The 12,276-nt window shown below is 65.4% G+C and carries 9 protein-coding genes and 1 riboswitch; of the genes, 5 read left to right on the plus strand and 4 right to left on the minus strand.

Annotated elements, in window-relative coordinates:
• Window position 1 precedes the first annotated feature (1 nt).
• The 3 genes from LG367_RS18515 to LG367_RS05910 all read left to right on the plus strand — a co-directional run bounded on the left by LG367_RS18515 (window position 2) and on the right by LG367_RS05910 (window position 3,015).
• Complete coding sequence (locus LG367_RS18515; RefSeq protein WP_264179797.1) at window positions 2-1,345, plus strand: ATP-binding protein; 1,344 nt, start codon at window positions 2-4, stop codon at window positions 1,343-1,345.
• A complete protein-coding gene (locus LG367_RS05905; protein ID WP_226468297.1) occupies window positions 1,335-1,889 on the plus strand; it encodes a response regulator transcription factor in 555 nt (184 codons plus the stop codon). The genes LG367_RS18515 and LG367_RS05905 overlap by 11 nt, the downstream gene beginning before the upstream one ends.
• Window positions 1,890-2,052: 163 nt before the next feature.
• The gene (locus LG367_RS05910) at window positions 2,053-3,015 is read left to right on the plus strand and encodes a methyl-accepting chemotaxis protein (protein ID WP_226468298.1); all 963 of its coding nucleotides are present in this window, start codon (window positions 2,053-2,055) and stop codon (window positions 3,013-3,015) included.
• 39 nt (window positions 3,016-3,054) lie between these two features.
• Here LG367_RS05910 and LG367_RS05915 read toward each other — a convergent pair whose 3' ends face one another.
• The 3 genes from LG367_RS05915 to crcB all read right to left on the minus strand — a co-directional run bounded on the left by LG367_RS05915 (window position 3,055) and on the right by crcB (window position 5,881).
• Window positions 3,055-4,323 carry an NTP/NDP exchange transporter gene (locus LG367_RS05915; RefSeq protein WP_226468299.1) on the minus strand — a complete coding sequence of 423 codons (1,269 nt, stop codon included), beginning with the start codon at window positions 4,321-4,323 and terminating at the stop codon, window positions 3,055-3,057.
• A 15-nt stretch (window positions 4,324-4,338) separates the two neighbouring features.
• Entirely contained in the window at window positions 4,339-5,310 is a 972-nt protein-coding gene (locus tag LG367_RS05920; RefSeq protein WP_226468300.1) for an aldo/keto reductase, read from the minus strand.
• 166 nt (window positions 5,311-5,476) lie between these two features.
• The gene (gene crcB / locus LG367_RS05925) at window positions 5,477-5,881 is read right to left on the minus strand and encodes a fluoride efflux transporter CrcB (RefSeq protein WP_226468301.1); all 405 of its coding nucleotides are present in this window, start codon (window positions 5,879-5,881) and stop codon (window positions 5,477-5,479) included.
• 89 nt (window positions 5,882-5,970) lie between these two features.
• Window positions 5,971-6,040: riboswitch (Fluoride riboswitch) on the minus strand.
• 173 nt (window positions 6,041-6,213) lie between these two features.
• Between crcB and LG367_RS05930 the strand changes: the two genes are divergently transcribed.
• Window positions 6,214-8,613 (plus strand): tetratricopeptide repeat protein, encoded by a 2,400-nt coding sequence (locus tag LG367_RS05930; protein WP_226468302.1) that lies wholly within the window; start codon window positions 6,214-6,216, stop codon window positions 8,611-8,613.
• Window positions 8,614-8,757: 144 nt separating this feature from the next.
• A complete protein-coding gene (locus LG367_RS05935) occupies window positions 8,758-10,743 on the plus strand; it encodes an LVIVD repeat-containing protein (RefSeq protein ID WP_226468303.1) in 1,986 nt (661 codons plus the stop codon).
• Between the two features lie 152 nt (window positions 10,744-10,895).
• On the opposite strand, the gene LG367_RS05940 is transcribed toward LG367_RS05935, so the two are convergent.
• The gene (locus tag LG367_RS05940; protein WP_319004005.1) at window positions 10,896-12,257 is read right to left on the minus strand and encodes a replication-associated recombination protein A; all 1,362 of its coding nucleotides are present in this window, start codon (window positions 12,255-12,257) and stop codon (window positions 10,896-10,898) included.
• Between the last annotated feature and the right edge of the window lie 19 nt (window positions 12,258-12,276).

Raw genomic sequence — 12,276 nt, forward strand, 5'->3', positions numbered from 1 at the left:
GATGCAGGATTTGTCGATCTCCCGTCCGCTCCAGAAGGCCGCGCCGTCGGTGATCGCGCCTCGTGGCAGCGTGAAATCCCTGCATCCGTTGATCCAGCTGCGCTGGATCGCGGTGGTCGGGCAGATCGCCACCATCCTCTTCGTCTATTACGGCCTCGACATCCAACTGCCGCTGGTGCCGATGGCGGTGGTGCTGGCGTGCCTGATCGTCTTCAACCTGTTCAGCACGCTGCGCTGGCGCCATCGCGAGGAAGTCGGCAACAACGCCTTGTTCCTTGCGCTGCTAGTCGATGTGGTCACGCTGACCGCGCAGCTTTATCTGAGTGGTGGCGCTGCCAATCCGTTCGTGTTCCTCTACCTGCTGCAGGTCGCGCTGGCGGCGGTGCTGTTGCGTTCGTGGTCGAGCTGGGCGGTGGCCGCGGCGGCCAGTCTCGGTTTCATCGGGTTGATCATGTTTCCCGGGCCGGTGACGATTCCGGCGCATCCGGATCGCGGCCTCGCCGATCCCTACGTGCAAGGCTTGTTGTTGTGCTTCGTGCTCAACGGCACGCTGCTGGTGGTGTTCATCACCCGCATCGGCCGCATCCTGCGCGCGCGCGACGCGCATCTGGCCGATCTGCGCCAGCGCGCCGCCGAGGAGGAGCACATCGTGCGCATGGGATTGCTGGCCTCCGGCGCGGCGCATGAACTCGGCACGCCGCTGGCGACGCTGTCTGTGATCCTCGGCGACTGGAAACGCATGCCGCCCTTTACCCAGCAGCCGGAGCTGCAGCAGGAACTCGACGAGATGCAGGCGCAGCTCAATCGCTGCAAGACCATCGTCACCGGCATCCTTCTCTCGGCGGGCGAAGCCCGCGGCGAAGCGCCCGCGCAGACCACCGTTGGTGCCTTCCTCGACGACCTCGTTGCCGAGTGGCGCGAGACACGTCCGGTGCGCGCTTTCGACTACGCCAACCGCTTCGGCGAGGATCTGACCATCGTCTCGGATTCGGGTCTCAAGCAGATGATCTGCAATGTGCTCGACAATGCCCTGGAAGCTTCGCCGGGCTATGTCGCGCTGGAAGCCTCGCGTGACGGCGACGATCTGGTGCTGGCGGTCAGCGATTCCGGCCCCGGTTTCGCGCCGGCGATGCTGTCGCACTTCGGCAAGCCCTATCAGTCGAGCAAGGGACGTCCCGGCGGCGGTCTCGGGCTGTTCCTTGCGCTGAATGTCGCGCGGACGCTCGGCGGCAGCATCACGGCGCACAATCGCGGCGATACTGGTGAAAGCGGTGGCGGCGCGGTCGTCATCATGACGTTGCCCCTCTCCTCCCTCACTCTTGCCGATGCACGCGATGAACGCTGAGCCGCACCCAGTCGAGCCGCGCCAGTTGCTGATCGTCGAGGATGACGTTGCGTTCGCGCGCACGCTGAGTCGCTCGTTCGAACGGCGCGGCTACGCCGTGCGCACCGCGACAGGCCTGGACGAGATCGAACCGTTGCTGCGCGAGTATTCGCCGGGATATGCCGTGGTCGATCTGAAGCTGGCCGGTGGCAGTTCCGGACTGGCTTGCGTGCAGGCGCTGCATGCCCACGATCCGGCTATGCTGATCGTAGTGCTGACCGGCTACGCCAGCATCGCCACCGCGGTGGAGGCGATCAAGCTCGGTGCTTGCCACTATCTCGCCAAGCCGTCGAACACCGACGACATCGAAGCCGCGTTCGAGCGCGCCGAAGGCGATGCGACGGTGAAGGTGACCGAACGCCAGACCTCGATCAAGACACTGGAATGGGAGCACATCCACGAAGTGCTCGCGGCGACCGATTTCAATATCTCCGAGGCCGCGCGCCGTCTCGGTATGCACCGCCGCACGCTGGCGCGCAAGCTCGGCAAGCATCGGGTGAAATGACCCCGAAGAGATGAACGCGATCTTTGGCGAATCTTGTGATGCCGAAGTGAAAATTTGCTCGGATGATCCCTAGGGCACGCCCTAGTATTTTTGGCTTCGGTCACTCTTATACCCTGTCGTCGGTCACTGCTGTGCCCTGCCCCTGCTCATTCTTGGAGTGGTTATGAGCATCGTCGACGGCAACATCCCCAGGCTTGATTCCATCGCGAATCCCGCACGCCTCCCGCTTTCGGGGCCAGCCGACATCACCGCGCCCAAGGCATTGGCGGATGCCATTAGCCAGTTGCGTGCGACCGTCGAGCAGATGGGGCCCACGCTCGATCAGACGACGAAAGCGCTCCAGCCGTTCACGCTGCTGAAGAACGGCGACACCGGCCCAGCCAATCGACTGGCCACACTGACCGATCGCGGCGATCAGTCGTTGGGCGACCTTCGCGTCGCGACGGATCAGGCCGTCGACCGCTTCGAGCTTCCGCAGACCGATGACGTCGTTCGCGATGGCCTCGCGGCGATCAGCCAGGTATCCGAAGCCGTCGGACAGGTCGCGGATGTGGTCGGCGACATCGCCAGTCTCGTCCAGCAGGTCGCGGCGCAGGTCAGCCGCATCCCCGGCCCTGTCGGGCAAGTGGCCAGCGCCGTCTCGCGGGTGGCCGGTGCCGTCGACAGCATGTCGGGTGCTGTGAACAAGCTGTCGGGAACGGTCGATCATCTCGCCGAGACGGCCGGCCGCGGCGATCCCACGGAGACGTTCGGTGAAGTCGCCCGGGCCGCCAGCGACGTGGCCGAAGTGGTGTCGCAGATTTCCTATGCCGTCGGCGATATCGCCGGCGCCGTCCAGAGCCTCTCGGGCATGGTCAGCTGGATTCCCGGGCCGGTCGGCCAGGTGGCCGGTGCCGTCGGCAACATCGCCGGCGCGGTCGACAATATTTCCGGCGCCGTCGGCGGCGTTTCCAATGCGTTGGGGTATATCAACGACGCCGGGATCGACGGCGGTGCGCCCGGTGCGATGACCGCGGCCTTCAATTCGATCGACGATGTGGTCAGGGCCGCGCTGCAGGTCGCCAAGGCCGTGGGTCAGATCGCCATCGCCGTGGGCCAGATTTCGGCCGCATCCGCGGGCGTGTAACCACCATAACGCCGCTGCCGGGCCTCGACTGCACGCGACTCAGCCACCCGCGATGCGGCGATGGGCACGCGCCAGCGCGCCGCCATTGAACGCCCACAACAACGCGATCACGGCGCCTAGCACCGCGGCGATCGCCGGCTGCTGCGCCAAGGCATCGACACCGGCCTTCAGCCAGCTGCTGAGCGCATCCGCGCCGCGATAGACCACGCTGTCGACGAAATTCTTCGCCTTGTACTTGGCTTCCGGTTCCACCACGGTCCACAGCATTTCGCGCCCAGGTCGGATGAAGGCGTACTCGCCCGCGCGTCGCACCACCATCACGATCGCCAGCACGGCGAAGGTCGGCGCGAACGCCAGCCAGAGGAAGCCGAACACGGTCACCACCGGCACCGCCACCAGCAGCACGCCGATGCCGAGGCGCTGCGCCAGCCGTCCGGTCAGGAACAGCTGCGACAGGATCGACAGCGCCTGCACGATGATGTCGATCGTGCCGAATACCTTCGTCTGCGCATGCTTGTCGGGGAAGTTGAGTTCCACCAGCCGCGCCTGCTCGAAATACAGGAAGGTGCTGACGCTCGCCAACAACAGCACGAATACGGAGATGCCGATCATGTAGGGGGATTTCAGCACCTCGGTGGCACCGGCCAGCGGACTGCCGCCCAGCGGGCGTTGCCGCTGCAGAATTTCTTCCGCCGACAGCGGCCGTGCATCGCGCCAGCGCTGCACGGCACGCGCGGCACCAGCGGCCGCGATCAGGAACAACGCCGACAGCAGCAGCAAACCGGCATGGCCGATGACATCCACCAGCGCCACGCCGAGTGTCGGGCCGACCAGTCCGCCCAGACTCGCGCCGCCCGCCATGATGCCGAACAGGCGCTTGGCCTGCGCGATCGCGAACAGATCGACGAGCACGCTCCACGCCACCGAGATCGCGATCAGGTTGAACACCGAGATCCAGATGTAGAACGTGCGCGCCAGCCAGACGTTGTCGGGCGAGAGCATGAAGCCGAACGCGAACCCGGTCAGATTGACGGCGAAGAACCCGAACACCCAGTACAGGATGCGCCGCCGCTGCACGCGCGACGCGATCCAGCCGAACAACGGCATCGCCGCCAGCGTCGCGATGAAGGTGCCGGTGAACAACCATTGCAGGTTGTCCACGCCGCCGGTGATGCCCATCGTCTCGCGCACCGGCCGCAGCATGAAATAACCGGCGAACAGCAGGAAGAACAGCGTGAATCCGGCGAAGACCGCGCCAGATTCCTCCTCCCGCAGATCGAACAGGCGCGTGAACCAGCGTCGCAGCATGTGCCCTGCCCTGTCTCAGCTCAGTGCCGCGACAAGGGTGGCGCGCTGCTTGTCGTCGAGCAGTGCGCCGACGCCGCCTTTCAGATTGTCGGTCTGGTTGTCGGGTTTGGACGTGGCGGGAATCACCACTGTCACCGCTGGCGGGCTGATTGCATACTTCAGGAACAGCTGCGCCCATGAATCGGCGCCGACCTCCTTGGCCCAGTCCGGCACCGGTTTGCCCTTCACCTGAGCGAAGAGTTTTCCATCCGCGAAAGCGCGATTGATCATGACCGCGATGCCGAGATCCTGCGCCAGCGGGAAGATGCGCTTTTCGGCGCCACGCGCGATCGGTGAATAGTTGATCTGCACGAAGTCCGGCTTGAGCTTCTGCATCAGGTCGGCGAGTTCGTCCTGGGCGCTTTCGACGTAATGAGTCAGGCCGACGTACTTGGTCTTGCCCTGCTGTTTCAGCTCGCGCGCCAGCGCCAGTTGTGTTTCCGTGTCGCCCAGGTTGTGGACTTGCAGCAGTTCGACCTTGTCCGTCTTCAGATCGTTCAACGATTGGTTGAATTGCTTCAGACCTTCGTTATGGCCGGTGACGCCGGACAGCTTGGTCGCCAGGAACAATTTGTCGCGCACGCCGGCTTCTGCGATGAGCGCGCCGAGCACGGGTTCGGCGGTGCCGTAGGTCGGCGCGGTGTCGATGACGGTCGCGCCCGCGGCGACGAAACGCTTCAGCACCTCGCGCAGCGGATCGCGGCTGGCGGCATCGTCACCGACTTCGAAGGAACCGGACGTGCCCATGCCGATGACGGGGATCTGCTCGCCGCTGGAAGGAATCGCACGCTTGAGCAAGGTACCCGAGAAAGGCTTCGGCGCCGGTTTTGCGGCTGTGCCGGTAATACTCGCGGATGTGGTGTCCTGGCTGCAGGCGGCCAGCGGCATCAGAGCGACGGCGGCGATCGACAAGGCACTGCTCGAAATGAAATCTCGACGCGAAGACATGCACAACCTCCGATGATGGACGGCATCTGCCGAGGTTGAGCCAGACTGCGCTATGGTCATGTCATGAGGCAGTGCCATTCGACATGCCGCGATGTTGTGTTCGCGTTAGGTCGGCGTGACCCGTGTCACGCGATGCTGTTCGAGTCGAAAGCGACTCGAGCCGCGATCAGCCGATCGGATGCATCACCGCCGCCGCGCGTGAACCCGCCCAGACGAGCACGAGACCCAGCACGATGGATGCGGCGAGATACACCAGCATCAGTTCGCTGCGCTGCGAGCGTGCGAAGAGCAGGCATTCGAGCATCAGCGCCGAGAAGGTGGTGAGCCCGCCGAGCACGCCGACGATGAGGAACGCACGCAGGTAAAGCGCCGATGGTCCCCGCCCTTCGAGCAGCACGGCGATGTAACCGACCGCGAACGAACCGATGAGGTTGACCGCGAAGGTGCCCCAGGGGAAGCCGTTGCCCAGTTGCCGCAACAGCCAGCCGCCGATCCAGAACCGTCCCGCCGCGCCGAGCGCGCCGCCGGCCATCACCAGTCCCAATTGCCCCCACCAGATGGCCGGATTCATTGTTCGACCTCAAAAATCGAATAAAAACACATGACTAGCCCTCATTCTTGAAGTTGTTTGAAGGGCGTGCGCCTACCGCCCTCGTGCAAGGTCCGGTAGGCATCATCAGCTGGATGTCGGCGCCAGCGGTTCAGGGAGGATGCCATCTCCCGTGATCGGATTTGAGCCGTCAGATTATGCCGCGATCGGTCTTCGTGCGCGTCGGGCTCGATCGCCGGCATGTGGTGACTCGTCATTCCGGTCGCCGATGCGACATCATTGCGGGTATCCCTCCGGCAAGCCCGCGACCCTGTGCGCGGGCTTCCGACAACGGAAGACCTTCCCCCGCTTCCATGACGATTCTCCGCTATCGCTTCGGCGATCATTCGCTCGACCTCGGCAAACGCGAGCTGTACCGCGCGGACCAACCGGTTCCGCTGCCGGCGCGCGTCTTCGAATGCCTGAGTTTCCTGATCGAACACCGCGACCGTGCCGTCAGTCGCGACGAACTGGTGCAGGCCGTGTTCGGTCGCGCCGATGTGTCCGACGCGCAGCTCGCGCAGATCGTGGTGCGCGCGCGGCGCGCGGTCGGCGACGACGGCCATGAGCAGCGCTCGATCCGCACCGTGCCCCGGTATGGCTTCCGCTGGATGGAAGAGACCGTGGTCGAGGTGACTGGAGCTGGAGACATTCCATCGGCGCCTGATGAGGTTGTGGAAGTCGTTGCTCCTGATCCGGTACCGCGGCCATCGGATGTGACGGAAGAAGAAATCGCGTTCATGCCCTCCTCCGAGCCTGCCGCGCATCGTCCCCGGCGTTGGGGATGGGCGGTCGCCGCGACGGTGGTCGTGCTGGCGCTGGCGGTATGGGGTGCTCAACGCTTGTGGCTGTCGCACCCTGCGCAGCCAGCCGCCGATATCGCGGCTCAAATGTCTTCCAGTCGAATCCTGATGGTGCTGCCCAGCGACGTCGACGACCGCGACACCGCCAGCTGGGCGCGCCTGGGCTTGATGGACTTCATCGGCGACCGCCTGCATCGCGCCGGATTGCGCGTCATGCCCAGCGAAGCGGTGCTCGGTGTACTGCGCGAGCAAGGCGCCGACGATCCGCAACTGCTGCGACGCGCTTCGCGCGCGGACTGGATCGTCAGCAGCCGCGCCGAACGCGCAGCCTCGGACTGGCATGTGACGTTGGTGGCCATCGACGCCGCCGGCGTGGAGCAGCGCGGCGAAGCGCGTCAGGCAGACCTGCTCGGTGCCGCGCGGCTTGCCACCGATCGCTTGCTGGCCGTGCTCGGCGGCCGGCTAACGGAACGCGACGACAGGCAGCCGGACCTGGCCGAACGCCTGCAACGCGCGCGCGCGGCGATGCTCGCCAACGAGATCGAAACCGCGCGCCGCATCCTGATCGAAGCGCCGGAACTGCAGCGCGCCCAGCCTCAGCTCCGCTATCAACTGGCGCGGGTGGATTTTCGCGCCGGCGAATACAAGCGTGGTCTGGACACCCTCGACGGCCTGCTGGCCACCGACGAGGTGCGGCGCGATCCGGTCTTCAAGACGCGGGTGTTGAACGCGCGCGGCGCCATGCTGATCCGTCTGGAACGCTACGACGAGGCCGAGCGCAATTACGACGAAGCCGTGGCGTTGGTCAGCGACGGCAAGCATCCGTCGGAACTGGGCGTGGCGCTGAGCGGCCGCGCGGTGGTGCATTCCACGCAAGGGCGCTTCGATCGCGCGCTCGCCGACTATGGCGGCGCCCGCATGCAGATGACCAATGCCGGCGACACGCTGGCGGTGGCGCGGGTGGATGCCAATCTCGGCATCCTCGAGGTCGACCGCGAACGCCCCGCGCAGGCCCTGCCCTATCTGCGCAAGGCGGTCGAGGATTTCAAATCGATGGGCGCGGTCAGCGAACTGGCGACGCTGCGCAGGATGCTGATCACCGCGCACCTGCAACTGCTGCGTCCGGATGCGGCGCTGGTGGAAAGCGAACGCGCCTGGACGATGCTGGACCGCATCCGCGATCCGATCCAGCGCGCCGATCTGATCCTGATCCGCGCCGAGACGCTGATCGCCGCGGGCCAGTTGCGCGAGGCCGCGCGACTGCTGGCGATGCCCGAAGCCGGTCATGTCTCGGCCGCCGACTACGGCCGCCTGGATTACCTGCGCGTCGAACTGGCCATGCAGGCGGGACAGTTCCGGCAGGCCGTGTCGCTGGCCGACGCGCGGCTGCGCGACTGGCCCCGGCAGCGCAACGACCGGCTGCACGAATGGATGCAATTGCACCGGGAACAGGCGGCGCTGGAAGCGGATCTGCAAACGACCTCCGGGATCGTGCCCGGCATCGCGCAGGGTTCGGACCAATCGCTGCCAGCCCATCTGCTCGCCGCGCTGGAACAGCAGTCGCGCGGAGACAAGGCCGCTGGCGACGGCTATCAGGCCGCGCTGGCCCTGGCCGATCGTCGCGGGGTTCCGGACGAGATCGCGGCGGTCGTGAAGCCTTACGCCCTCTGGCTGCTGCGGCAAGGCCGGCAGGACGAGGCCGCCACGCTGATCGGCCGCGTCGCGCCGTGGGCCGAACATGACTTCGACCTGGCCGTGCTGCAGCTGCGCCTGCAGCGCGCGATGGGCAATCGCGCGCAATGGCAGGTCGCGTTCGACCGCGCCATGCGCCTGGCCGGCGAGCGCCGCATCGCCGCGGAGCTGGACCCGCGCTCGCCACGGCCGCCGGACGAACGTGACGGAGCGCAATAAAACGGCCGCTGACATGGCGTTATCAAACGATCGTCAAACGCTTGGAATGATTCCGGCGCCGCGCCGACGCAACGTTTCCGGATTCGAGAACATACCGTTCGAGAGCACGCCGTTCGAGAGAACACACCCGGGAGAGCGAGAAACATGATCAAGAAGCTATTGGCCGCCGCCCTGTTGTCCACCTTGTCCGCCGGAGCGACCGCCGCCGCACCGGCCTCCACCAGCAGCCGTCCGTTGGAGCTCTCTCTGATCCGCGGCGGCGCGGTGGAGGCCGAACCTATCGTCGATGGAAGCTACGTGTACTTCCCCACCGGCCGCGTCCTGGCGACCTGGGACTACCGCCGTGCCAATCGTCCCCTGCGCACCGGCACCACGGCGCCGGCCGAGGGCGTGATCAATTCCCTGGTGCGCCAGGGCAACTATCTCTATGCCACCTGGCGCGGCTACGACGGCACCAGCGGCGTCGCCGTGTATTCGCTCGCCAAGCCGGGCAACCCCGTCCTGATCGACGGCAACCTGGATTACCTGCAAGGCGAAGACAAGTACGCACTCGGCCTGGTCGTCGCCAACGGGCATCTGTACCTGTTCGACAATAATTACGGCCTCTTCGTCGGCGATCTGTCCAATCCGCGCAAGCCGGCCTTCGCGCAGACCGAGATCGGGGTGCCGCTGCAGTACAACAAACTCACCGCCTACGGCAATGTCATCTACGCCACCGGTCGCAGCTGGCTGGGGAGCACGGTGCTCGACCTCTACGACGTGAGCAATCCGACCGCGCCGTACAAGATGGCCGATCATCAGGTGGATGGGCTGGACAGTTTCAGCCTGACGCCCGAGAAAGGCTTCGCGATCGGCGTCGGCAACCAGCTCAGCCTGTTCGATCTCAGCAATCCGCAGCAGATGGTGCGGCGCGGTTATCTCGACATCCGGCCGGCCACGCACGGGTTCCGCGTGGGCTCGCACTACTACAGCTTCGGCTACAGCGACGGCCTGGATGTGTGGAACATCGGCAACGTCGACGCGCCGCGTGCCGCGGGGCATCTCGACATCTCCACGCTGGGTGGACGATACGCGGTCAAGCTCGGCAACACCGCCTTGCTGCAGACCGATACCGACCTGGTGCAATCGCTCGATGTGAGCGTGCCGGAAAAGCCGCGCCGCACCGCCACGTCCTGGCTGCCGGGCGGCGTGGCCGCGCGCGATGTCGTGTTCTGGCGCGGCTTCCCCCTGCTGTTGCAGCCGAACTACGGCATGACGGTGAGCGATCCGTTGACGCTGACGCCCTTCATTCGCCTGGAGGCCAAGCTGCCGGCGTACCTGCAGGCGCGCAGCTTCGAGCAGATCGCCCTGGCTGGCAACCGTGCCTATCTCGTAGCCTGGGGGTATGGCCTGATCACGTTCGATCTGTCCGACCCGAAGATTCCGCGCGAGTCTGGCCGCCTGGACTTCCCCTTCGCGTCCGTCCTCGATGTGAAAGGCAACTACGCCTATCTGGCCAAGTGGACCAATGGCGGCATGCTCGGCGTTGCCGACATCAGCAACCCGGAAGAGCCGCAGCTGGTATGGGTGGACGGCCTGTCCTCGCAGCCTTATCGGATGAAGGTCGACGGGCGCTATCTCTATCTCGCGGAAGGCCAGGAGTTCGGCGTGGAGGACGCAGGCGGCCTGCGCGTTTACGATCTGAAGAATCCGGCGCAACCGGTCCTGTTGACCCGTTTCGACAAGGGCTGCGGCTCGGCTTTCGACTTGAGCGTCGACGGCGCCGCATCGCGGCTCTATCTGGCCTGCGAAAGCGGCATGCAGATCATTAACATCGCCAAGCCGGCATCGCCAGCGTTGATCGGCAGCTACAGTTCAGGCGCCTCGGCCGATTACAACAAGGTTGTCCATCATGGCAATCGCGCCTGGTTCGCCGACGTCAACGGGTTGCATGAGCTGGATGTCTCCAATCCCGCCAATCCGACGCTGCGCAAGACCACGACGATCGGACACCAGGCACCGCAGCGCATGCGCGTCGATGATTTCGGGCGTCTGTGGGTGCTGGGCGGAAACAGCGGCGTGCAAGTGTTCGGCGGGTTCAAGCTGCCGCTGCCGAGGCAGGATGGGCCGATCATCAGGAGCACGCCGTAAGTTAGCGCTCCGTCGGAATAAGGAACTGTTCTTTCGAGAAAACAACGCGCCCCGGTTTGAACCGGGGCGCGTTTGTATTCGTCATTCCCACCTCAGCGCGCTGACGGCGCATTTCGGTGCGGGAATGACGGGCCAAAGATTTTCTGGAGTGGTTACGATTTCTTCGCCGGTTGTCTTGCTTGCGCACGCGCCTGCCGCAGTGCATCCAGCTTCTCTTTCAGCTTGATCTCCATGCCGCGCGCCATCGGCTCGTAGTACACGCGCTCACCCATCGCATCGGGAAAACCGGTCTGGTCGAGCGCGATACCGCCCTCGGCGTCATGGTCGTACTGATAGCCCTTCGAATAGCCGAGCGACTTCATCAGCTTGGTCGGCGCATTGCGCAGGTGCATGGGCACTTCCTGCGTGCCGTATTCGGAGACGTCGTGCTTGGCCGTGTTGAAGGCGACGTAAGCGGCATTGGATTTCGCCGTGCTGGCGAGATAGATCACCAATTGCGCCAACGCCAGATCGCCTTCGGGACTGCCCAGCCGGTCATAGGTCTCCCAGGCTTCGATCGCCATCGCCAGGGCACGCGGATCGGCCAGCCCCACATCCTCCACCGCCATGCGCGTCATCCGCCGCGCCAGATAGCTGGGATCGCAGCCGCCGTCGAGCATGCGTGTGAACCAGTACAGCGCGGCGTCCGGATTGGAGCTGCGCACCGATTTGTGCAGCGCGGAGATCTGGTCGTAGAACTGTTCGCCGCCCTTGTCGAAGCGGCGCGTGCGATCGGCGAGCACCTGTTCGAGGATCGTATCGGTGATCGTGCCGCTCTCGCCCGCAAGCTCGGCGGCGATTTCAAGCAGCGTCAGGCCGCGACGGACATCGCCGTCGGCGGCGGTGGCGATCAGCTTCAGCTGGTCTTCGCCGATGGCGAGGTTGCGATCGCCGAGGCCGCGCTCCTTGTCCTCGAGCGCATGGCGCAGTGCCACCGCGATGTCTTCGGCCGCCACCGCTTCCATGACGTGGACGCGGCAGCGCGACAGCAGCGCCGAGTTCAGTTCGAACGATGGATTCTCGGTGGTCGCGCCGACGAACAGGATGGTGCCGCGCTCGATATGCGGCAGGAAGGCATCCTGCTGCGTCTTGTTGAAGCGGTGCACCTCGTCGACGAACAGCACGGTGCGCCGGCCCTCGGCGAAACGATGCGCGGCCTCGGCCAGCACCTGCCGCACGTCCGGCAATCCGGATAGCACCGCGGAGATGGCGTGGAAATGGGCGTCGGCGTATTTCGCCAACAGCAGTGCCAGCGTAGTCTTGCCGCAGCCGGGCGGCCCCCACAGCACCATCGAGTGTACGTGCCCGGACTCGATCGATTTGCGCAAGGCGGTGCCGGGCGCGAGCAGGCGGCGCTGCCCCACCATGTCGTCGAGCGTGCGCGGGCGCATGCGTTCGGCGAGCGGGCGCAGGGCGTCGCGATCGACCGTCAGCAGATCGTTTTCATCGGATTGCGAGGGCGTGCGCCTGGCCACGGGACTATTCTATCCGTTG

Origin of the sequence: Luteimonas panaciterrae, assembly GCF_020511115.1 — a bacterium.
In the GTDB taxonomy this organism is placed as follows: domain Bacteria; phylum Pseudomonadota; class Gammaproteobacteria; order Xanthomonadales; family Xanthomonadaceae; genus Luteimonas; species Luteimonas panaciterrae.